This is a genomic window from Crossiella sp. NPDC003009 (genome assembly GCF_053591555.1).
In genome coordinates, this window is sequence record NZ_JBSFUA010000018.1 from 37,371 (window position 1) to 58,213 (window position 20,843).

Below are 20,843 nucleotides of genomic sequence, written 5' to 3' on the forward strand. Positions count from 1 at the left end.
ACCGCCGCCACGCCGGGATCAGCTCAGAGCTTGATGGTCCAGCTCAGGATGGTGCCGGTGTCGGAACGGGCCACGTCCTGCACCCGCAGCTTCCACACGCCGTTCTTCGCCTTGCCACCGGCGTTGACGGTGAACGAGCCCACCACGTCGTCCGCGCTGTCGGAGCCACTGGAGCCCTTCAGGCGGAACGGGGTGCCGTCGGGCGCGAGCAGGTCGACCACCAGGTCACCGCGCCAGGTGTGCTTGATGTTGACGTCCACGGTCACGGTGGCCGCGTTGCCCGCGCAGTTGGCCACGGTCACCGGGCTCTCCACGGTGGCCAGGTCGGGCACCGGGACGTCGTTGTCGTTGGTCATGGTGCAGCTCGGCGGCGGCGTGGTGCCGCCCTCACCGACGAAGAGCAGCTTGTTCGGCGAGCCGGTGCCGGGGTTGACCACCTTGTCCGGGGTGGCCGCGTTCACCATGGCGTCCCGCACCTGCTGTGGGGTGAAGGCCGGGTTGGCCTGCAGCACCAGGGCCGCCGCGCCCGCGACGTGCGGGGCCGCCATCGAGGTGCCGGAGATGGTGCGGGTGATGGTGTCGTTGTCCTTCCACGCCGAGGTGATGTCCACGCCGGGGGCGAAGATGTCGACGCAGGTGCCGAAGTTGGAGAAGGTCGCCTTGTTGTCGTTGCGGTCGGTGGCGCCGACCGTGATGGCCTCCTGGGTCCGGGCCGGGGACACCGTGCAGGCGTCCTGCGGACGGCCGAAGATGTCACCGTTGCCCGCGGCCAGTGCGAAGGTGACGCCCTTGGTGATGGCGCCGCGCACGGCCGCGTCCACCGCGTCGCTGGCCCCGCCACCGAGGCTCATGTTGGCGGCCGCGGGCTTGACCGCGTTGTTGGCCACCCAGTTGATACCGGCGATGACCTGCTCGTACGTGCCGGAGCCCTGGCAGTTCAGCACCCGGACCGCGTGCACCTTGGCGCCCTTGGCCACGCCGTGCGCGGTACCGGCCACGGTGCCCGCGACGTGCGTGCCGTGACCCTGGCAGTCATCGGCGTTGGTGTCATTGTCGATGAAGTCGTACCCGGAGACCGCGCGGCCGCCGAAGTCCTGGTGCGTCACCCGGATACCGGTGTCCACGACGTAGACGTTCACTCCGGTGCCGTCATTCGGATACGTGTAGGACTGGTTCAGCGGGAGCGCCCGCTGGTCGATTCGGTCAAGTCCCCAGGATGGCGGATTAGGCTGCGTCCCGGAAATACGCACCGTGCGGTTCTGCTCCACAAATGCGACCTGAGGGTCGGCGGCCAGACGCCGCGCCTGCGATTCCCCGACGGTCACCGAGAAACCACGAATGGCGGTGTCATAGGTTCGTCCGACCTTCGCGCCATAGGTGGTCGCGAGATCGCTCGCGACCGTGGCGACCGAGGCTGCCCTGACCTCGGCGCTGTCCTTCAGCACGACGATGAAGCTGTTGGGCACGGCGCCCTCACCACCCGCGTTGCGGATGGCGGCCGCCGGCGCGGCGGTGGCCGGCAGGGCGGCGAGGGCGGTGGTGGCGGCGGCCAGCAGCGTCACCGCTGCGGCCTTGCCCCGCCAGTCCCGGGTTCCACTCATCAACATTGTCCTCTCCCGCAGAGCTGCCGGATGGCACCTGTTGGCACCACCGGGCAGGGTTGGCTCTTGTGCAGAACGGAAGTGAGGCACGCTCGCGCGAACGTAAGGGCGGACTCTAATTCACTGTTTGCCCTCACGTACAGACATGGACAGGGAACACGAAAGTACGCTAGGAAAGAGAGTTCGCCGTTCGCGCTTCTCATGGAAACGCAATCGTAGGAAATGGAAGAAAAGCGTAGCTCCATTTCCGCGAGGGGTCGATAAGCCGAACAGGGATGTTTTCTAGACTGCTCGGTTCAGCCTGAAAGTAGGCACCCGATTGGTCTAGGCCTAAGCCAGGCTGACCGGTTACGGTCAGGGGGCCGCCTTGTTGTGAGTCGCAACGAATTCCCCGAAAGGCCCTGCCATGCCTCTTCCACGACGACGTGAGAGCGCTCGCACACGGTCGCTCGCGAGACTGACCACCGGCGCGCTTACCCTCGCCCTGCTCGGCTCCGCCCTGGTCACGGGTCCGGCCGCGGCGGCCGACCCGATCTACAAAGACCCGGCCCAGCCGGTGCCCGCCAGGGTCGCCGACCTGCTGTCCCGGATGTCCCTTGACGAGAAGATCGGCCAGATGACCCAGGCCGAGCGCGCCTCGGTCAGCGCCGCCGACCTGACCACCTACCGGATCGGCTCGCTGCTCTCCGGCGGCGGTTCGGCGCCCAGCCCCAACACCGCCACCGCCTGGGCCGACATGTACGACAACTTCCAGCGGGCCTCGCTGGCCACCCCGCTGAACATCCCGCTGATCTACGGCGTGGACGCGGTGCACGGGCACAACAACGTGCGCGGCGCGACCCTCTTCCCGCACAACATCGGCCTGGGCGCGACCCGCGACCCGGAGCTGGTCCGGCGGATCGGCGAGGCCACCGCCAAGGAGGTGTCCGGCACCGGCATCGACTGGGACTTCGCGCCCTGCCTGTGCGTGGCCCGCAACGACCGCTGGGGCCGCACCTACGAGTCCTTCGGCGAGCACCCCGAGATCGCCACCTCGATGGCCACGCTGGTCACCGGCCTGCAGGGCAGCGCGCTGAACCAGCCCGGTGCGGTGCTGGCCACCGTCAAGCACTGGATCGGCGACGGCGGCACCACCGGCGGCAAGGACCAGGGCGACACCCAGATCTCCGAGGCCGAGCTGCGCTCGATCCACCTGCCGCCCTTCCGCGAGGCCATCGCGCGCAAGGTCGGCTCGGTGATGATCAGCTACAGCAGCTGGCACGGCGCCAAGCTGCACGGCCACAAATACCTGATCACCGACCTGCTCAAGACCGAGCTGGGCTTCACCGGCCTGGTGGTCTCCGACTACAACGCCATCGACCAGATCGACGGCCAGCCCGGCTTCACCGCCGCCGAGGTGCGGCAGTCGATCAACGCGGGCATCGACATGGTGATGGTGCCCTCGGAGTGGCGGAAGTTCATCGACCTGCTGCGCGCCGAGGTGCAGGCGGGCCGGGTGCCGATGTCGCGGGTGGACGACGCCAACCGGCGCATCCTGACCAAGAAGTTCGAGCTGGGCCTGTTCGAGAAGCCGTTCACCGACCGGTCCTTCACCGCCACCGTGGGCAGCCCGGCGCACCGCGCGCTGGCCCGGGAGGCGGTGCGCAAGTCCCAGGTGCTGCTGAAGAACCAGCACGGGGTGCTGCCGCTGCCCAAGACCGCGAGCAAGATCTTCGTGGCCGGCAAGAACGCCGACGACATCGGCAACCAGAGCGGCGGCTGGTCCATCAGCTGGCAGGGCAGCAGCGGCAACATCACGCCGGGAACCACGGTGCTGAAAGGGATCAGGGCCGCGGTCTCACCGCAGACCACGGTCACCTACGACCGCGGCGGCAACGGGATCAACGACAGCTACCAGGCCGCGATCGCGGTCGTCGGCGAGACCCCGTACGCGGAGTTCAACGGCGACCGCCCCGGCGGCATGGGCCTGGACGCCGAGGACCTGGCCACCCTGAACCGGCTCAAGGCCGCCGGGGTGCCGGTGGTCACGGTGCTGGTCTCCGGCCGCCCGCTGGACATCGCCGCGCAACTGCCGGACTGGAGCGCGCTGGTGGCCGCCTGGCTGCCCGGCACCGAGGGCAACGGCGTGGCCGACGTGCTCTTCGGCGACCACAAGCCCACCGCCACCCTGCCGGTGAGCTGGATGACCGGCGCCGCCCAGCAGCCGGTGAACGTCGGCGACGGCAAGGCCCCGCTGTTCGGCTACGGCGCGGGCGAGCGGTTCCCGGCCACGCAGAGCCCGTACACCATCATCGGCGCGGCCTACTACGACGAGCAGCGCGGCACCGACGTGCAGCGGTGCACCGACGCCGGCTGCGGCCGCAACGTGGGCTGGATCGCCGCGGGCGACTACCTCGGCTACGCCGACGTGGACTTCGGCGCGACCGCACCGCGCACGGTCACAGCCCGCCTGGCCTCCGGCGCGAGCACCAACGGGACCCTGGAGTTCCGGCTGGGCTCGCCGGCCGGGCCGGTGGTCGCGACCGTGTCCGCGGCGAGCACCGGCGGCTGGCAGACCTGGGCCAGCCGCAGCGCGAACGTGAGCGGATCGGCGACCGGGGTGCAGCGGCTGTACGTGGTGGCGGCCGGCGGCGGGGGCGCGAACTTCGCCAACCTGAACTGGTTCCAGTTCGCCAGGTGAGACACGCCGGTGGCGGCGGGACCCTGACCCGCCGCCACCGCACCCCGCGTCTTACTGCACCCTGGGCAGGCGCACCACGGTCAGGAAGAAGTCGTCCACCTGGCGGACCACCTTCACGAACTGCTCGAAGTCCACCGGCTTGGTGACGTAGGCGTTGGCGTGCAGCTGGTAGCTGCGCAGCACGTCCTCCTCGGCCTCCGAGGTCGTCAGGATCACCACCGGGATGCGGCGCAGCTTCTCATCGCCCTTGATCTCGGTCAGCACCTCCCGCCCGTCCATCTTGGGCAGGTTGAGGTCCAGCAGCACCAGGTCCGGGCGGGGCGCGTCGGCGTACTTGCCCTCGCGGCGCAGGAACGCCATCGCCTCCACGCCGTCGCTGACCACGTGCAGGCGGTTGCCGACCTTGTTCTCCTCGAAGGCCTCGGTGGTCATCAGCACGTCACCGGGGTCGTCCTCGACCAGCAGGACCTCGATGGGGCGGATGTCTGAGGGTTCGATCACTCGTGCTCCTCGGCGAGAACCGGCAGGGTCCAGCACACGGTAGTGCCTTGGCTGATCTCGGTGTCGAGCCAGATCCGGCCGCCGTGGTGTTCGATGATCTTGCGGCACAGGGCAAGGCCGATGCCGGTTCCGGTGTAGTCCTCCTTGGCGTGCAGGCGCTGGAACATCACGAAGATCTTCTCCGCGTACTGCGGCTCGATGCCGATCCCGTTGTCGGCGCAGCGGAACAGCCACTCCTCGGCGTGCCGTTCCACCGTGATCCGGATGTGCGGGACGGCCTCGCCGCGGAACTTGATCGCGTTGCCCACCAGGTTCTGCAGCACCTGGGCCAGCAGGGTGGCGTTGCCGCGCACCGGCGGCAGCGGGTCCGCCTCGACCACCGCGCCGGTCTCCTCGCGGGCGGCGGTCAGGCTGGTCAGCGCCCTGCCCAGCACCTCATCCAGCTCGACCTCGGTGAACCCGCCGGTGGTCCGGCCCACCCTGGAGAAGGCCAGCATGTCGTTGATCAGCTGCTGCATCCGCTTGGCGCCGTCGACCGCGAACTCGATGTACTGTTCGGCGCGCGCGTCCAGCTGGCCGCTGTAGCGGCGTTGCAGCATCTGGCAGAAGCTGGCCACCTTGCGCAGCGGCTCCTGCAGGTCGTGCGAGGCGACGTAGGCGAACTGCTCCAGCTCGGCGTTGGAGCGGCGCAGGTCCTCCGCGGACTCGGCGAGCTGCTCGGCCTGTTCCCGCAGCGTCTCCTGCACCCGCACCGCGGTCATCAGCGCGGTGAACATCTGCACCCGCATGGCCTCGATGTCCGCGGCCAGCGCGGCGATCTCCTGCGGCCCGTTGCTGCCGACCTGCCTGGACAGGTCGCCCTGGGCCACCCTGGTGGTCTCCTCGCCGAGCCTGCCCAGCGGCGCGGTCACCCAGCGGCGCAGCGCCAGCCACAGCGCCACCGCGCACACCAGCGCGAAAGCCACGAACCCGATGCCCAGCCCGGTCAGCGTCCACAGCGCCCGCTCCATCGCGGCCTTGCTGACCAGTCGCTGCTCACCGATCGCGGCGTCCAGCTCCTTGAGCGCGTCCTGCAGCGCGACGAACCTGGGCTCGGTGTAGTCCAGGCCGCCCAGCAGCGCGCCACTGGCCCCGCTGGCCTTCACCCGCGCGATGGCCGGTTCGGCCAGCTCGCGCTGCCAGGTGCCGGCCGCCGCCTGCACGACGTCCACCTTGGCCCTCAGCTCGGGCCGGCCCGCGAGCAGCTCGCGCAGCCTGGCCAGGGTGGCGAACTCCTCGGTGCGCTCGGACTGGTAGCGCGCCAGCCTGTTCTCGGTGCCGCTGAGCACGTAGTCGCGCACGGCCAGCTGCTGGTCGCCGTAGGTCTGGCCGAGCATGGCCGAGCGGATCCGGGCCGGGGACACGTCGTCCACCACGTCCGTGCTGGCGGCGAAGAGCCGGGTGGCGGCCAGCACCCCGGCCAGCACGCCGATCGCGAGCAGCCCGCCGAGCACGCCGAAGGCGACCGCGAGCCGCCGCCGCAGCGACCAGCGCACCCGTCCCTCCACAGTGGACAGTCTATCGGCCACTCCGGCGCTCACCCGGCGTCGGGGCGGAAGGACAGCTGCAGCAGCGCCACGTCGTCGGTCAGCGGGCCGCCGTTGAGCTGCTGCACCTCGTTGATCAGCTCGTCCAGCCACTCCGTCCGGGTGGCGGCGGCGGTGGAGTGGGCGCGCAGCAGCCGCACCAGGCCGTCCTCGCCGAGCCGTTCCCGGCCGCGGCCGGTCTTGCCCTCGAACAGCCCGTCCGTGTACAGCATCAGGGTCCACTCCGGCGGCAGCTCCAGCCGCTGCACCGGCCACTCCGCGCTCTCGAAGATGCCCAGCGCCGGTCCGCTGGGTTGCTCCGGCAGCTGCCGGGTGTCCGGGCCGGCCAGCGCGATCGGCGGCGGGTGCCCGGCCAGGTACTGGTCCACCACCTTGCGGTCGGGGGAGAAGACCAGCATGCAGACGGTGGCGAAGACCATCCGCGGGTACGGATGCCGGATGATCTTGCGATTGAGCGCGGGCAGCATCCGCTCCGGCGAGGTCTCGGCCAGCACCAGGGTCCGCCAGCCCGCGCGCAGGCACACGCCCAGCGCGGCCTCGTCCGGCCCGTGCCCCGACACGTCGCCGATCAGGGTGTACAGGGTGCCGTCCTCGGCCTCGACCAGGTCGTAGAAGTCGCCGCCGACCAGGGTCTGACTGCGGCCCGGCCGGTACCGGGAGCGGTAGCCGATGCGCGGGTCGGCCAGCAGCGGGGTGGGCAGCAGGCCACGTTCCAGCCGGGAGTTCTCCTGGGCGACCAGCGCGGCCTCGCGCAGCTTGCGCAGCCCCACCTCCACCCGCTTGCGCTCCACCGAGAAGCGGATCGCCTTGGCCAGCAGGCCGCCGTCGACCTGCCCCTTGACCAGGTAGTCCTGCGCGCCGGCGGCCACCGCCTGCACGCCGCGGTGCTCGTCGGCGTGCCCGGTGAGCACCAGGATGGCCGCGCCGGGCACCCGCTCCAGCACGGTGTGCAGGGCCTGGAAGCCCTCGGCGTCGGGCAGGTTGAGGTCCAGCAGCACGCAGTGCACCCCTGGCCGCAGGTGCGACCGCGCGTCCGCGACACTGCGCGCCCAGTGCAGCTCGATGTTCAGTCCTGCCTCGGCCAGCAGCTCCTCGACCAGGAACGCGTCCCCCCGGTCGTCCTCGACCAGCACGATCGAGTACCGCTCACCGCCCGCTGGGTCACCCACCTCCGGCCCGCCTTCCTGCTCCACCGGAGAATACGCAGCGGGTGACGCGAACGCCGGGGCGGAGTGCGTGGTTCCGGCCATAGGGGGTACCCGATCCATGTCAGTCGTCGAAGGAGGAGCCGGATGGACAGCGTCAAGGCCAGGTCCACTGTGGACAAGCTCGAAATGGCCCAGGGGGGTCTGAAGCTGGCCTTCGCCGCGGTGTCGGCGATCAACACGGTCCGCTTGCTCATGAGGTTGGTGCGGGAGAAGAACATCGTCAGCCTGAAGGGCGCCATCGCGCTCGGCCAGGCGGTTGCCGCGGTGTTCGCGGCCAAGCAGGCCATCAGCGACTTCCGGGCCAGCGCCATCCCCGGCGACCAGACCTTCGACAAGGACTGAGTCCCCAGGCCGGGGCACGGGCACACTGGACGCGGCGCCTCGTGGGGGTGTCGCGTTCAGTTGGTCCTCACCTCCGCGTAGGCGTCCAGCCCGGTCAGCCTGGCCACGTAGCTGGCCGAGGTCCCCTCTGGCGCGCACAGCACCAGCCGCCCGCCCGCGGCCGCGGCCTCGGCGGCCAGCTCGAAGAACATCCGCACCCCGGCGCTGGCCAGGTAGCTGACCTCGGCCAGGTCCACGGTCAGCGCCAGCGCCCCGCCCCTGCTGGTGCGGCGCAGCACCGGCTGCACCAGGTCCACCGTGGTGGAGTCGATCGCGCCGTGCAGCCGGACCACCGGGCCGTGCTTGCCGTGCCCGATGTCCATGCCCAGCTCGTCGGAACCGGGCTCGACCTCCCGGCCTGGGCCCGCGCCCAGCCGTCGGCGCAGGTCGATGGTGGTGCCGTCCTCGGTGTGCCGGACCCGCACCGAGTCCATCGCGGCCTGCATCAGCAGCAGTCCCCTCCCCCGCCCCTGCGGGTCCTCCGATGGTGGCCGCCAGTGGCCGGAGTCGGTGACCGTCAGCCGCAGCGTGCCGGTCTGGTCCAGGTCGGCGGTCAGCGTGACCGGGCCGGGCGCCAGGTCGGCGTAGCCGTGCTCGACCGCGTTCGCGGTGGCCTCGCCGACCGCGATCTGCACGGCCAGCGCGTCCTCGCCGTCGATCTCCCGCTCGGCCAGCCAGTCGCGCAGGTCCCTGCGCAGCCCGCCGAGCTGGTCGGAGCGGCCCGGCACGGTGCGGCGCAGCCCGGCCAAGGGCTCCTGGATCCGGAGCAGCAGCAGCGCGATGTCGTCCTCCGGGGGGCCTGAGCTGAGCAGCCCGGCCAGCAGCCGGTCGCAGCGGGAGTCCACGCTGGTGTCCTTCTCCGCGGCCACCTCGGCCGCGCAGGCCAGCAGACCGGCCGCGCTGCGGTGCGGGGACTGGCCGTTGCGGTCCACCGCGCCGTCGGAGTAGAAGACCAGCAGGTCGTCGGCGGCCACCTCGGCCCTGCGCACCTCGAACTCGCCCGCGCCGAGCGCGAGCGGGGTGCCCGCCGCCCTCGGCAGGTACTCCGCCTTCCGGCCCGGCCTGGCCCAGACGATCGGCGGGTGCGCGGCGCTGGTGTAGGTCAGCTCGCCGCGCACCGGGTCCAGCACCGCCACGCAGGCGGTGGCGCCCGCGGCCTGCGGGGTCTGCCTGGCGAACTCGCCCAGCCGGGTGATCACCTCGGCCAGCTCCATCCCGGCCAGCAGGTAGGCGGTGAGCGCGCTGCGCAGCTGGCCCATCACCGCGGCCGCGCCCGGCCCGCTGCCCACCACGTCACCGACGCTGATCGCGAGCCTGCCGTCGCCGAGGCTGATCGCGTCGTACCAGTCGCCACCCGCGCTGAGCGCCGAGCCCGCGGTGGCGTAGCGGGCGGCCAGCCGGGCGCCGGGCAGCACCGGCAGCGCGGTGGGCAGCAGGCTGTCCTGCAGCGTCCGCACGATGTCGTGCTGCTCGTCCCGTAGCTCGCTCATCCGCTGCTCACCGGCTTGGGCGGCCAGGCGGCCACGCACACTGCCGGTGGCGTCGGTGACCAGGGCGAGCAGGCCGATGACCGCTCCGCCCGCGGCCAGCCTGGGCACCAGGGAGAAGGAGACGTAGCCCTCCTCGGCCTTGCCGTCGCCGTTGACATCGATCAGCACCCGCCGTTCCTCGCCACGCATGGGTTTACCGGTCCGGTAAACCTCGTCGAGCAGCGGGAAGATGTGCTGGCCGGCCGCCTCCGGCATCACCTCGCGGATCGGCCTGCCGAGCACCTCGCGCCGGTTGCCGATGCTGGCCCGCGCCGCCCGGTTGGCCGCGACCACCACGTGCCGGGGTCCGGCGAAGGCCCAGACGATCGCGGGCAGGTCCTCGAATGCCGCGATCCGCTCCTGGTTCCCCTCGGACTCCCCGGGTTCGCCACTGCCCGTGCGCTCGCTCGCCAACATCCCGGCCCTCCTGTGCGTCGGTCCGCCCTCCGACCGCGCCGGTGTCGTGCGCCCCGGCTATGTTGTGCCTTACCCAGTACCTGCCTACGGTAAAAGTGAAACACCTGTTCACTTGCGGAAGCTTCAGTGGAGGACGCTGTGTCGACGGCCGATGAGTTCGCGGAGGACCAGACTCGCGCGGCGGCGTTGATCGACCTCGACTCGGCGGCCTCGACCGAGCTAGCCGGGGTGCTCAAGGTCGGCGGCGAGGTCGACCTGCTCACCACGCCGCTACTCAAGACCGGCATCGAGGAGCAGCTCGCGCGCAGCCGCCCGCTGCTGGTCATCGACCTGACCGGGGTCTCGTTCCTGGGTTCCAGCGGCCTGGCCGCACTGGTGGAGGCCAGGGAGGCCGCACAGGACAAGGGCACCGCGCTGCGCCTGGTCGCCGGGAACCGCTCGGTGTTCCGCCCGCTGGCCACCACCGGCCTGAGCACGCTGTTCGACCTGCGGGAGACCTTGGAGGAGGCGCTGGCCGCGCCGATCTGAGTCCGCCGGGGCTCCTCGCTGAGCCCCGTGCCGACCCGGCCGGCGCCTCCGCCCGCCGTGGTCAGGCCTTGCGCACTGCCTCGGCGAGCTGGTCCTTGGTCATGCTCGACCGCCCGGGGATGTCGGCGGCCTTGGCCTGCTCGTACAGCTCCTCCTTGGTGGGCTCGCCACTCTTGTCCCCCTGCGCGGGCACCTCGGCGGTGATCCCGGCCTCGGCCAGGTGCTGCCTGCGCGCCTTGTCGAACTGCTCGCCGAGGCGGCGGAGCTCGTCGGCGGAGACGGCCTTGCGCAGGGCCGGGAGGAGGTCGGTCTCCTCTTCTTCGATGTGGTGCTGGACCGCGTCGACGAACTTCTGGAACTTGCCGCTGAAGTTGAGCGTGCTCTTCTTGGCCTTGGTCAGCAGCTCCTCGGCCTCCAGGTGCTCCTCCGCGCCGTGGTGCACCTCGCCGCGCTCGTCGGGATCGGCCGCGATCAGGGCGGGGTAGACGTGCTCCTCCTCGGCCCTGCTGTGCGCGTTCAACCGCGCCTCGACCTCGTGCACCAGGCGTGCCCTCTGCTCAGGGTCGGCCTGCTTGACCTGCTCGAACAACCGCTCCATCACCCGGTGGTCGGCCTTGATGAGCGAAACGGCGTCGCGAGTCATGGGGTCCTCCTCGTGGTGGGTACGGTCAGCCGAATACCCGGCCCGAGGCGGCTCAACCACACCCGTTTAGGCTGATCCGGCCATGTCGACTATCGAGTTCAGCGGCCACGGGGACCCGGCCCGCAGCCTCGCCCTGCTGTGGCGCACCAGCGAACGGGCCAGCCGCAAGGGCAAGCCCGAGCTGAACGTGGAGCGGATCGTGCGCACCGCGATCGGGATCGCCGACGCCGAGGGCCTTGGCGCGCTGTCCATGCGCAGGGTGGCCGAGGAGCTGGGCGTGGGCACCATGTCGCTCTACACCTACGTGCCGGGCAAGGGCGAGCTGATCGACGTCATGCTGGACACCGTCTTCGGCGAGATCACCAGGGAGCACCCGCCCGGCAGCTGGCGGGACCGGCTGGAGCACGTGGCGCGGCAGAACAAGGAGCTGTACCAGCGGCACAACTGGCTGCCCTACGTGCTGATGAGCCGTCCGGTGCTGGGCCCGAACGTGACCGCCAAGTACGACCACGAGCTCAGCGCGATCGACGGCATCGGCCTGTCCGACGTGGAGATGGACTCGGTGCTGTGGCTGGTGCTGGACTTCACGCACAGCGCGGTGCGCGGCGCGGTGGAGTCGGAGGTGGCCGCCGCCCGCAGCGGGGTCACCGACGAGCAGTGGTGGCAGGCGCACGCGCCCCTGTTGGGCAAGGTGCTGGACCCGGCGCGCTACCCGGTGGCCAGCCGGGTCGGCCAGGCCGCAGGCATGGAGCACGGCGGCGCGACCGATCCGGCGCACAACTTCGAGTTCGGGCTGGCCAGGGTGCTCGACGGCATCGAGGTGCTGGTCAAGCAGCGCGCCGAAGGCTAGATCCGTTCGCCCGCCTGCACCTTGCGGGTCACCCAGCGCTCGGCCACGAAGGACAGGAACGGCACCGTCCCGGCCAGCAGCACCAGCAGGGTGCCGCCGATGGACCACTTGCTCTTGATCGCCAGGTCGAAGGCGAGCACCAGGTAGATGGCGTAGAGGAAACCGTGGATCGGGCCGATGACCGCGACCGGGCCGGGCATGTCGGCCAGGTACTTCAGCGGCATGGCCACCACGACCAGCAGCAGCAGGCCGACGCCGACGATGTAGGCCATGATCCGGAACCGGGACAGCGTGCCCGGCTTCACCTTTGTTGCCACTGTTCCGCCTTCTGCTTGAGGTAGCGGTTGTACTCCGCCAGCTCGGGGTCGATGTCCGCGTCCTGGGCCGCGGGCCGGGGCCGCCCCGGCAGCCACTTCTCCGCCACCGGCTCCGCCTGCGCGGGCACCACGGGCTCAGGGGTCCCGGCGGCCTCGGGGGTCTCGCCGTCCTCCTCGCCGCGGGTGGCCTCCATGCGCAGGAACCGGATCCAGGCGACGATGCCGAAGACGCCGAACAGCGGCCACTGCAACGCGTAGCCCAGGTTCAGGCCGCTGCCGGTGGAGGACAGCGCCCGCTCCAGCTGCCACCAGCCGAGCCAGCCGCAGACGAGCGCGCACAACAGCACCAGGACATGCCCGGCCAGCCATCCAGGGCTGAGGTACCGGCTGCGCACGGCATTGACGGTAGCACCGCGACTCATCCGACCGGATGAGCGGCCCCGGCGCGCGAATCAGGACGGATCGGGCAGGTACGGCGAGACCGCGTCCGCGCCGACGGCCACCATGGCCAGCTGGAAGAAGCCGCGTTCCAGCAGGTCCAGCAGGGCGTCCCGGTCGATCAGCTGCGCACGCAGCCAGCTGATGGTGACCTCCTCGGCGAAGGCGACCCAGCCGCGCACGGTCATCACCAGCGCCGGGGTGGACTCGATGCCCAGCTCGCGCACGTTGCTCAGCACGATGTCCGCGATCGCGGTCCTGGTCTCCTCGAACAGCGCCCGCATGGCCTCATCGCCGGTGGCCGCGCCGCGCACCAGCGAGGTGTAGGCGTCCCGGTTCTGGCTGACGTAGTCGACGAAGCCGCGCAGGCTCTGCCGCATCCGCGGCGCGGGCTCCAGTGCCTTGTCCGGGGCCAGGAACTCCAGCAGCTGGGCGGCCGCGGCCCTGGCCACTGCCAGGTGGAACTCGCGCTTGGAGCCGAAGTAGTGGAAGAGCAGGCCGGTGGAGATACCGGCCTCGGCGGCCAGGTCCTCGATGGAGAGCTCGTCCAGGGTGCGGGTGGAGAGCAGCTCCACACCGAGCTTGAGCAGCTGAGCCCGCCGGAGTTCGGGGCTGAGACGAGTGCGCTGGGTCACAACGAACAGCTTATTGACTCCGGCTCAACAGCGCCACTAGCTTATTGAATATCAGTCAATAAGGAGGCCAGCTCATGCACGAGGTGCACGTAGCCGTCATCGGCACCGGATTCGCCGGCCTCGCCATGGCCATCCGGATGAAACAGCGCGGCATCACCGACTTCGTCCTGCTGGAGCGCGCCCAGGAGGTCGGCGGCACCTGGCGGGACAACACCTACCCCGGCGCGGCCTGCGATGTGCCCTCGCACCTGTACTCCTTCTCCTTCGCGCCCAACCCGGACTGGACCCGCTCGTTCTCTCCGCAGCCGGAGATCTGGCGCTACCTGCGCCGCACCGCGCGCGAGCACGGCGTGTACCCGCACATCCGCTTCGGCCACGACGTCGAGCGCGCGGACTGGGACGAGGCGCGCGGCCGGTGGATCGTGCGCACCAGCCAGGAGACCTTCGCGGCCAAGGTGCTGGTCTCCGGCATGGGCCCGCTGTGCGAGCCGCAGCTGCCCGACATCAAGGGCCTGGACACCTTCGAGGGCCACGCCTTCCACTCCGCGCGCTGGGACCACGACTACGACCTGACCGGCAAGAAGGTCGCGGTGATCGGCACCGGCGCCTCGGCCATCCAGTTCGTGCCACAGATCCAGCCGAAGGTGGAGCGGCTGCGGCTGTTCCAGCGCACCGCGCCCTGGGTGATGCCGCGCAGGGACCGGCCGATCACCGGCGTCGAGCGCACCCTGTTCCGGTGGTTCCCGCCGTTGCAGCGGCTGGTGCGCGCGGCCATCTACTGGGGCCGGGAGACCTACGTCATCGGCTTCACCCGGCAGCCCAAGATGCTGCGTCTCGGCGAGCGCTGGGCCAAGAAGAACCTCTTCCGCGCGGTCAAGGACAAGGAGCTGCGCAAGAAGCTGTTACCCACCTTCGCCATGGGCTGCAAGCGGATCCTCATCTCCAACGACTACTACCCCGCCGTCGCGCAGTCCAATGTGGACGTGGTCACCGACCGGATCACCGAGGTGCGGGCGAACTCCGTGGTGACCGCGGACGGCACTGAGCACCCGGTGGACACCATCATCTTCGGCACCGGCTTCCACGCCACCGACCCGCCCTCGCTGGAGAAGGTCTACGGCCGCGGCGGGGTCCGCCTCGGCGAGGCCTGGCAGGACGGCATGGAAGCCTACAAGGGCACCACCATCGCCGGGTTCCCCAACCTGTTCATGCTGGTCGGCCCGAACACCGGTCTCGGCCACAACTCGATCGTGTTCATGATCGAGTCGCAGGTGAACTACGTGATGGACGCGCTGAAGGTGCTGGGGCGCAAGGAGGTCGTCGAGCTGGACCCGAGGGTGGACCGGGTGCACGCCTTCAACGAGCAGGTGCAGAAGCAGATGCGGGGCACGGTCTGGCTCACCGGCGGCTGCGAGAGCTGGTACCTGGATGCCAAGGGGCGCAACACCACGCTGTGGCCTACCTTCACCTGGAGCTACCGGCAGCTCACCCGCAAGTTCGACGCGCAGGCCTACTCGATCCGGCTGCGCGCCACCGAGGAGGTCGCCGCGGTGACCAGGACCGATGAGGCGGTGCACTGACATGCGGGAGTTCCGCGGCAGGGTCGCTGTGATCACCGGAGCCGGTTCCGGCATCGGCCGGGCGCTGGCCCTGGACCTGGCGCGCCGGGGCGCGCAGCTGGCACTGTCCGATGTGGACGACTACGGGCTGGCCGAGACGGTGCGCCAGGCCGAGCGGATCGGCGCGCGGGCCAAGGGCTACCACCTGGACGTGGCCGACCGGGCCGCGGTGCTGGCGCACGCCGACGAGGTGGTCAGTGACTTCGGCCGGGCCGAGCTGGTGGTCAACAACGCCGGGGTGACCGCGACCTCCAGCTTCACCGAGACCGACATCGCCGACTTCGACTGGGTGATGAACATCGACTTCGGTGGCGTGCTCAACGGCACCAAGGCGTTCCTGCCGCACCTGATCGCCTCCGGGGACGGCTACCTGGTCAACATCTCCAGCCTGTTCGGCCTGCTGACCGTGCCGAGGCAGACCGCCTACCACGCGGCCAAGTACGCGGTGCGCGGCTTCACCGAGTCGCTGCGCCAGGAGCTGCGCATCGACGGGCACCCGGTGGGCGTGAGCTGCGTGCACCCCGGCGGGATCAAGACCAACATCGTGAACAACGCCCGGCACAGCACGCCGGAGTACGGCAAGTCGCTGAGCACGGCCTTCGACCGCATCGCGGGCACCAGCGCGCCGGCCGCGGCCCGGACCATCATCCGCGGCATCCAGCGCAACCAGGCGCGCATCCTGATCGGCCCGGACGCACACGCGCTCAACGTGCTCCAGGCCCTGCTGGGCAGCCGGTTCGCCTGGTTCACCGAGAAGATCAGCCGCCGCACGATGTACTGAGCTCACTCCAGGGGGCGGCCCCACCACCGCCGTCCCCTGGAGCTCAGAGGTCCACGTGCCAGTGCACGCCGAGCGTGCCGCGCCGCGGCTCCCGGTGCTGGGCCTCGATGCCGACCCAGCCGCGGAACTTGCCCGCGTCGTCGATCACCTGCAGCTGCGGCTTGCGGTGCGAGCCGCCGGTGTAGCAAGGCGTGCTGCCGCCCTGCACCAGGCAGGTGCAGAAGTGCTCGTAGAAGTTCTTCCGCCCACCCTCGGACGCCATGTAGTACCGGATCTTGCCCGGCTTGCCGTCCGGGCAGGCGGTGCAGGCGTTGGGACCGGCGTCGAACAGACCGCTCAGGCAGTTGCCGTTGCACTGCTTCCACCCGTCCAGCGCCAGGTCGATCTTGGACGCGCCGGTGCCGGAGGACAGCTTGCCGGTGGACTGGACGAAGAAGTTGTGCGCGAAGCGGCCCCGGTAGGCCTTCTTGGGCACCTCGTTCATCGGGATGGCCAGGTCGTTGCTGGCGTTGCTGCCGTAGCCCTGGCCCACGTTCGCGCCGTAGTTCGAGCCGGTCAGCGAGATCGCGCTGATCCCAGGCTCCGGCGTGGCCACGGTCCACTTCTCGGTGACCCCGCCGTCCCAGGTGACCGTGACCTGGTTGCCGCTGGTGGTGTACTTGCCGGTCAGCGACTTGACCTCGGCCCCGGTCTGGAACCCACCGGCGGTGTGGATCCTGCAGTTGTCACAGCCCGCCGAGGTGGTGCGGATCGGCACTCCCGGGTAGCCCTTGTTCCAGCTCCAGAACCAGAACCCTTCCCGCACGGTGCCGTCGCCGTTGAAGTAGTACATGGCCAGCCGGGAGAACTCGTTCCCGGTCGGCGTCGTGCCGGTCGGCGCCACCTGGCCGATGGTGACCGCGTAGATCCGCTTGCCGCCCGGCAGGTCCACCGCCAGCGCGGTGCCGGGCAGCAGTGCCCCGGTCAGCGCGAGGGTGCCCAGCACGACCAGCCACAACCGCAGGAACGTGCGCTTCAACGTCGTCCTCCCCAGACAGTTTCCAACGTTGCACGCAACGTAACACCGGGTCCGGGCGGTCACTACCCGCAGTCACTCGGCCGGGCGCCACATGGGGTGGCAGTCCGGGCCGCCTGCCAGCCGGATCGGCTCGCCGAGCGGCACGAACCCGTGCCGGGCGTAGAGCGCGACGCCGCGTTCGGTGCTGGCCTCCAGGTAGGCGGGCAGCCTGGTCCCGGCCAGGCGGTGGCGCAGCAGCAGGCTGCCGTGGCCCTGGCCGCGGGCCTCCGGCAGCACGCCGATCAGCGGCAGGTACAGGTGCCGCTCGCCGTGCGGGTGCCGCCGGGTGAACTCGCCGCCGAGCTCGGCCAGGCGGTGCGCGGCCGGGCCGAAGGAGGCGTGCAGGGCGGTCAGCTCGTCGGCGGTGAGGCCGGTGAACTCGCCGTTGGCCTCCACGGTCAGCCACAGCGCGACCGCGGCCCCCTCCGCCGTGGTCTCCAGCTCGGCCTCGCCCGCGGCCAGCAGGAACCGGATGAAGCCGCGCTGGAAGCGCAGCCTGCTGGTCGGTTCCGGGAACAGCCAGCTCACCAGCGGATCGTCGAGGTAGGCCACGGCCAGGGTTTCCACCGCGGCGTCGAAGGCGTCCCCGCGCGGACGGACCACCGGCTCCGGAGTCATACCCCGACAGTGCCACAACTCCCCGACGAATGATCTTGACGGGTCCGGTCAGCCGGGGTCCAGGTTCAGCCCGAGGTACAGATCCACCCGATCGGGGAAGCAGCTCAGGTCGCGGCCGGTCAGCTCCTCGATCCTGGCGATCCGGTAGCGCAGCGTGTTGACGTGCACGTGCAGCTTGGCCGCGGTCTTGGTCGGCGAGCCCGCGCAGTCCAGGAAGACCCGCAGGGTGGCCACCAGGTCAGAGCCGTGCTCCCGGTCGTAGTTGCGCAGCGGGCCGAGTAGCCGGTGCGCGAAGGAGCGGCGCAGCTCCTCGGGCACGGTGGCCAGCAGCAGCAGGTGCGAGGCGATCTCCTCGGCGGCCACCACCGCGGTCCTGGCGTCCCGGTGCTCGGCCAGGGTGCGCGCGTGCCGCGCCTCCTCCACCGCACCGGCCAGCCCGGAGGCGCTGGTCACTCCACTGATCCCGATGACCAGCCTGGCCGAGCCGAGTCCCGGTTCGACCACCTCCACCGCGGCGCGCAGCTCGCGCAAGGCGCCGGTCAGCGCCTCCGGGGTGCCGGAGAGCACCGCGCAGGCCTCCTCGCCGAGGGTGCCCAGCAGCACCCGGTTGGCGCGTTCGGCGGCCAGTTCGCCGAGCACCAGCGCGGCCAGTCCCGGCCCGCCGCCGACGGTGGCCGCCGACAGCGCGCACACCGCGTCCCCCGGCGCCAGCCCGGCCGCGGCCAGCCTGGACTCGATCTCCCCCGCCCCGGCCCTGCCGGTGGTCAGCGCGTGCAGCAGCGGCGCGAACGAGCGGTTCTCCACCCGCCGCCGCTCCTCCAGCCGGGAGCGGTCCAGCGAGACCAGGGTGGCCAGCTCCCCGGCTACCTCCCGCTGGCCCTGGTCCCACTGCTCCTGGTCGCCGTCGACCACCAGGAACCAGCTGGCCATCCGCTGCCCGCCCCGCCCTGGCACCGGCAGCAGGGTGCACGGCGGGCTGTCCCGGTGCCGCACCGTGCGCGGCAGCCGGTCGGCCTGCAGGAACTGCCGGACCAGCAGCTCCCGTTTGCCCGGCGAGGGCGGGCGGGTGCTGCCCGCGACCACCCGGCCGGTGGGCGAGAGCACCCAGCAGTGCGCGCCGATCCCGGTGGAGCCCAGCTCCAGCAAGGTGGCCAGGCCTGCGCCCTCAGCCACCGCCTCGACCAGGCGGCGGTGCCGGTCCAGCGCCACCGCGGCGTGGTCCGGCCGGTCCGCGGCCAGCGCCAGCACGATCCGCTCGGTGATGGTGGCGAAGGAGACGTCGATGGGCACCTCGAACAGCGGCACCCCGTGCCGGGCGCAGGCTTCGACCAGGTCAGGGGGCACGGAGCCGAACTCGGCGTCCCCGGCGGCCAGTCCGGCCACCCCGGCGGCGGCGATCGCGGAGACGAAGGCCTCCGCGTCCTCCGGCCCGCGCCGCCACACCATGCCGGTGAGCACCAGCTCGCCGCCGGAGAGGTAGCGGCTGGGGTCGCGCTGGTCGGTGGTGTACACCCAGCGCACCGGCCGGTCCAGGTGCTGCGCGCCGGTCAGCAGGACCAGCTTCAGCTCCGAGACCGCCAGCAGTGTGCGCAACCGCATCCGCGTCGCCTCCACCTCAGCTCACCGCATTGGAGGAAGCCACAAAAGACCGGCCCGCACAAGACGGTGTTTTCATGCTTCTCATACCTAGTCGCAGCCTGCCCAACCTGGATGTACTGGCCGACACCACCTGGTGAGCACCGTGTAACGGGGGTCCGGGAGTTGTTGGAGGAGTTCAACGCGCTGCCCGAGTCCAGGGCGGTCGAGCTGTTGCGCGCGTGCTGCGCGAGCCCGGCGTGGATCCGCCGGGTGCTGGCCGGACGCCCCTACCGCGACCTGCGCGCCCTGCAGACCGCCGGGGCGGACGCGCTCAAGGCGCTGGACTGGACCCAGCTGCGGCAGGCCCTGGACGCGCACCCGCGGATCGGGCAGCGCGCGGCGGGCGGCGGTCAGGAGGCCCGCTGGTCGCGGGGCGAGCAGGCCGCGGCCAAGACCGTGGACGCCGACGTGCAGCGGCAGCTGGTGGAGGGCAACCAGCGCTACGAGGCCAGGTTCGGGCACGTGTTCCTGATCTGCGCGACCGGCAAGACCGCTGGCGAGATCCTCTCCGCGCTGCGGCACCGGCTGGGCAACGAGCCCTTCGCCGAACGTGAGGTGGTCAAGGCCGAGCTGGCCGGGATCGTCCGACTGCGACTGACCAAGATGGTGGGCTGATGGCGATCTCCACGCACGTGCTGGACGCGGCCTTGGGCCGCCCGGCGGCCGGGGTGCGGGTGCACCTGGAACACCTGGACAACGCGGTGTGGACACAGGTCGCCGAGGGGGTCACCGACGCCGACGGCAGGCTGCGGGACCTGCCCATCGCCGAGGGCGCGCACCGGCTGTTCTTCCACACCGGGCCGTATCTGGCCGCCACCGGCAGGCCGGTGTTCTACCCGGAGGTGGTGATCAGCTTCCTGGTCGCCGACCCGGCCGAGCACCACCACGTGCCGCTGCTGCTGAGCCCGTTCGCGTACTCGACCTACCGGGGGAGCTGACCGTGGGCATCGTGTTGGGCGACAACCAGTACGGCAAGGCCGAGGTCCGGCTGGTGCGGATCGACCGGGGCGCGGCCGGGCACCACATCACGGATCTGAATGCCAGCATCGCCCTGTCGGGGGATCTGGCCGAGACCCACCTGACCGGTGACAACGCCAAGGTGCTGCCCACCGACAGCCAGAAGAACACCGTCTACGCCTTCGCCCGCGACGGGGTCGGAGAGATCGAGGACTTCGCGCTGCGGCTGGCCAGGCACTTCGTCGACACCCAGCCCGCGATCCACCGGGCCAGGGTGGCCATCGAGCAGTACGGCTGGGCCCGGACGCTGGTGGACGGCCAGCCCGCCTCGCACTCCTTCCACCGCACCGGCGACGGCACCCGGACCACCACGGTCACCTACGACGGGGACACCGCGTGGGTGGTCTCCGGGGTCACCGAGCTGACCGTGCTCAACTCCACCGGCTCGGAGTTCTGGGGCTACGCCAAGGACGAGTACACCACCCTGCCCGAGGCCACCGACCGCATCCTGGCCACCGCGGTGGACGCCCGCTGGCGGCACCGGGACGCCGGCGAGCGGGACTGGGCCGAGTCGCACCGGCAGGCCAAGGCCGCGCTACTGGCCGCGTTCGCGGACACGCACAGCTTCTCCCTGCAGCAGACCCTGCACGCGATGGGCTCCAGGGTCCTCACCGGCCAGCCGGACGTCGTGGAGGTCCGGCTGGCTCTCCCGAACAAGCACCACTTCCTGGTCGACCTGTCGCCCTTCGGGCTGGACAACCCCGGTGAGGTGTTCTTCGCCGCGGACCGGCCGTACGGGCTGATCGAGGGTTCGGCGCTGCGCGAGGACGCGCCCCCGCCGGGTGAGGCATGGTGAGCC

At 71.0% G+C, this 20,843-nt stretch carries 21 protein-coding genes and 1 pseudogene; 10 read left to right on the top strand and 12 right to left on the bottom strand.

Going from position 1 to position 20,843, the window contains the following annotated elements; translation table 11 throughout:
• Positions 1 to 23: 23 nt before the first annotated feature.
• Positions 24 to 1,601 carry a S8 family serine peptidase gene (locus tag ACWDY5_RS20310; RefSeq protein ID WP_449723744.1) on the bottom strand — a complete coding sequence of 526 codons (1,578 nt, stop codon included), beginning with the start codon at positions 1,599 to 1,601 and terminating at the stop codon, positions 24 to 26.
• Between the two features lie 406 nt (positions 1,602 to 2,007).
• Here ACWDY5_RS20310 and ACWDY5_RS20315 point away from each other — a divergent pair.
• Both ACWDY5_RS20315 and ACWDY5_RS20320 read left to right on the top strand, forming a co-directional pair.
• Positions 2,008 to 3,864: pseudogene (locus ACWDY5_RS20315) on the top strand (glycoside hydrolase family 3 protein); the annotation flags it as partial.
• Positions 3,865 to 3,891: 27 nt separating this feature from the next.
• On the top strand, positions 3,892 to 4,281 hold the full coding sequence (locus ACWDY5_RS20320; RefSeq protein ID WP_449723826.1) for a carbohydrate-binding protein: 390 nt from the start codon (positions 3,892 to 3,894) through the stop codon (positions 4,279 to 4,281).
• A 51-nt stretch (positions 4,282 to 4,332) separates the two neighbouring features.
• Here ACWDY5_RS20320 and ACWDY5_RS20325 read toward each other — a convergent pair whose 3' ends face one another.
• The 3 genes from ACWDY5_RS20325 to ACWDY5_RS20335 are packed head-to-tail and all read right to left on the bottom strand — an operon-like array spanning position 4,333 to position 7,537.
• Positions 4,333 to 4,782, bottom strand: coding sequence for a response regulator (locus ACWDY5_RS20325; RefSeq protein WP_449723745.1), 450 nt, complete (start codon positions 4,780 to 4,782; stop codon positions 4,333 to 4,335).
• Complete coding sequence (locus ACWDY5_RS20330) at positions 4,779 to 6,329, bottom strand: sensor histidine kinase (RefSeq protein ID WP_449723746.1); 1,551 nt, start codon at positions 6,327 to 6,329, stop codon at positions 4,779 to 4,781. Before ACWDY5_RS20330 ends, ACWDY5_RS20325 begins: the two co-directional genes overlap by 4 nt.
• A 29-nt stretch (positions 6,330 to 6,358) precedes the next feature.
• Positions 6,359 to 7,537, bottom strand: a complete 1,179-nt coding sequence (locus ACWDY5_RS20335; RefSeq protein WP_449723747.1) for a PP2C family protein-serine/threonine phosphatase — start codon at positions 7,535 to 7,537, stop codon at positions 6,359 to 6,361.
• 123 nt (positions 7,538 to 7,660) lie between these two features.
• Between ACWDY5_RS20335 and ACWDY5_RS20340 the strand changes: the two genes are divergently transcribed.
• Positions 7,661 to 7,918 (top strand): hypothetical protein, encoded by a 258-nt coding sequence (locus tag ACWDY5_RS20340; RefSeq protein ID WP_449723748.1) that lies wholly within the window; start codon positions 7,661 to 7,663, stop codon positions 7,916 to 7,918.
• 56 nt (positions 7,919 to 7,974) lie between these two features.
• Here ACWDY5_RS20340 and ACWDY5_RS20345 read toward each other — a convergent pair whose 3' ends face one another.
• On the bottom strand, positions 7,975 to 9,903 hold the full coding sequence (locus ACWDY5_RS20345) for a SpoIIE family protein phosphatase (protein ID WP_449723749.1): 1,929 nt from the start codon (positions 9,901 to 9,903) through the stop codon (positions 7,975 to 7,977).
• A 138-nt stretch (positions 9,904 to 10,041) separates the two neighbouring features.
• Between ACWDY5_RS20345 and ACWDY5_RS20350 the strand changes: the two genes are divergently transcribed.
• Positions 10,042 to 10,431: an STAS domain-containing protein gene (locus ACWDY5_RS20350; protein WP_283660722.1), complete on the top strand. Its 390-nt coding sequence runs from the start codon at positions 10,042 to 10,044 to the stop codon at positions 10,429 to 10,431.
• A gap of 61 nt (positions 10,432 to 10,492) precedes the next feature.
• Here the strand turns inward: ACWDY5_RS20350 and ACWDY5_RS20355 are convergent, their stop codons facing one another.
• Positions 10,493 to 11,074, bottom strand: a complete 582-nt coding sequence (locus ACWDY5_RS20355; RefSeq protein ID WP_449723750.1) for a hemerythrin domain-containing protein — start codon at positions 11,072 to 11,074, stop codon at positions 10,493 to 10,495.
• An 82-nt stretch (positions 11,075 to 11,156) separates the two neighbouring features.
• Between ACWDY5_RS20355 and ACWDY5_RS20360 the strand changes: the two genes are divergently transcribed.
• Positions 11,157 to 11,924: a TetR/AcrR family transcriptional regulator gene (locus ACWDY5_RS20360; RefSeq protein WP_449723751.1), complete on the top strand. Its 768-nt coding sequence runs from the start codon at positions 11,157 to 11,159 to the stop codon at positions 11,922 to 11,924.
• Here ACWDY5_RS20360 and ACWDY5_RS20365 read toward each other — a convergent pair.
• Genes ACWDY5_RS20365 through ACWDY5_RS20375 form a run of 3 tightly spaced genes read right to left on the bottom strand, consistent with a single transcriptional unit; the run spans position 11,921 to position 13,314 of the window.
• A complete protein-coding gene (locus tag ACWDY5_RS20365) occupies positions 11,921 to 12,241 on the bottom strand; it encodes a DUF3817 domain-containing protein (RefSeq protein ID WP_283660725.1) in 321 nt (106 codons plus the stop codon). The two genes, ACWDY5_RS20360 and ACWDY5_RS20365, sit on opposite strands and share 4 nt — an antisense overlap.
• Complete coding sequence (locus ACWDY5_RS20370) at positions 12,226 to 12,636, bottom strand: hypothetical protein (RefSeq protein WP_449723752.1); 411 nt, start codon at positions 12,634 to 12,636, stop codon at positions 12,226 to 12,228. The genes ACWDY5_RS20365 and ACWDY5_RS20370 overlap by 16 nt, the downstream gene beginning before the upstream one ends.
• Positions 12,637 to 12,693: 57 nt before the next feature.
• A complete protein-coding gene (locus tag ACWDY5_RS20375; RefSeq protein WP_449723753.1) occupies positions 12,694 to 13,314 on the bottom strand; it encodes a TetR/AcrR family transcriptional regulator in 621 nt (206 codons plus the stop codon).
• A gap of 74 nt (positions 13,315 to 13,388) precedes the next feature.
• On the opposite strand from ACWDY5_RS20375, the gene ACWDY5_RS20380 reads away from it, so the two are divergent.
• Complete coding sequence (locus tag ACWDY5_RS20380; protein ID WP_449723754.1) at positions 13,389 to 14,894, top strand: flavin-containing monooxygenase; 1,506 nt, start codon at positions 13,389 to 13,391, stop codon at positions 14,892 to 14,894.
• Between the two features lies 1 nt (position 14,895).
• On the top strand, positions 14,896 to 15,714 hold the full coding sequence (locus ACWDY5_RS20385; protein WP_449723755.1) for an SDR family NAD(P)-dependent oxidoreductase: 819 nt from the start codon (positions 14,896 to 14,898) through the stop codon (positions 15,712 to 15,714).
• Positions 15,715 to 15,757: 43 nt separating this feature from the next.
• On the opposite strand, the gene ACWDY5_RS20390 is transcribed toward ACWDY5_RS20385, so the two are convergent.
• The 3 genes from ACWDY5_RS20390 to ACWDY5_RS20400 all read right to left on the bottom strand — a co-directional run bounded on the left by ACWDY5_RS20390 (position 15,758) and on the right by ACWDY5_RS20400 (position 18,988).
• Positions 15,758 to 16,732 (bottom strand): hypothetical protein, encoded by a 975-nt coding sequence (locus tag ACWDY5_RS20390; RefSeq protein ID WP_449723756.1) that lies wholly within the window; start codon positions 16,730 to 16,732, stop codon positions 15,758 to 15,760.
• Positions 16,733 to 16,804: 72 nt separating this feature from the next.
• Entirely contained in the window at positions 16,805 to 17,389 is a 585-nt protein-coding gene (locus ACWDY5_RS20395; RefSeq protein WP_449723757.1) for a GNAT family N-acetyltransferase, read from the bottom strand.
• Between the two features lie 48 nt (positions 17,390 to 17,437).
• Positions 17,438 to 18,988: a PucR family transcriptional regulator gene (locus ACWDY5_RS20400; protein WP_449723758.1), complete on the bottom strand. Its 1,551-nt coding sequence runs from the start codon at positions 18,986 to 18,988 to the stop codon at positions 17,438 to 17,440.
• Between the two features lie 162 nt (positions 18,989 to 19,150).
• On the opposite strand from ACWDY5_RS20400, the gene uraD reads away from it, so the two are divergent.
• The 3 genes from uraD to pucL are packed head-to-tail and all read left to right on the top strand — an operon-like array spanning position 19,151 to position 20,840.
• Positions 19,151 to 19,642, top strand: coding sequence for a 2-oxo-4-hydroxy-4-carboxy-5-ureidoimidazoline decarboxylase (gene uraD, locus ACWDY5_RS20405; RefSeq protein ID WP_252485379.1), 492 nt, complete (start codon positions 19,151 to 19,153; stop codon positions 19,640 to 19,642).
• Positions 19,639 to 19,965: a hydroxyisourate hydrolase gene (gene uraH, locus ACWDY5_RS20410; RefSeq protein WP_449723827.1), complete on the top strand. Its 327-nt coding sequence runs from the start codon at positions 19,639 to 19,641 to the stop codon at positions 19,963 to 19,965. Before uraD ends, uraH begins: the two co-directional genes overlap by 4 nt.
• Positions 19,966 to 19,967: 2 nt before the next feature.
• Positions 19,968 to 20,840, top strand: coding sequence for a factor-independent urate hydroxylase (gene pucL / locus ACWDY5_RS20415; RefSeq protein ID WP_449723759.1), 873 nt, complete (start codon positions 19,968 to 19,970; stop codon positions 20,838 to 20,840).
• Positions 20,841 to 20,843: the final 3 nt, after the last annotated feature.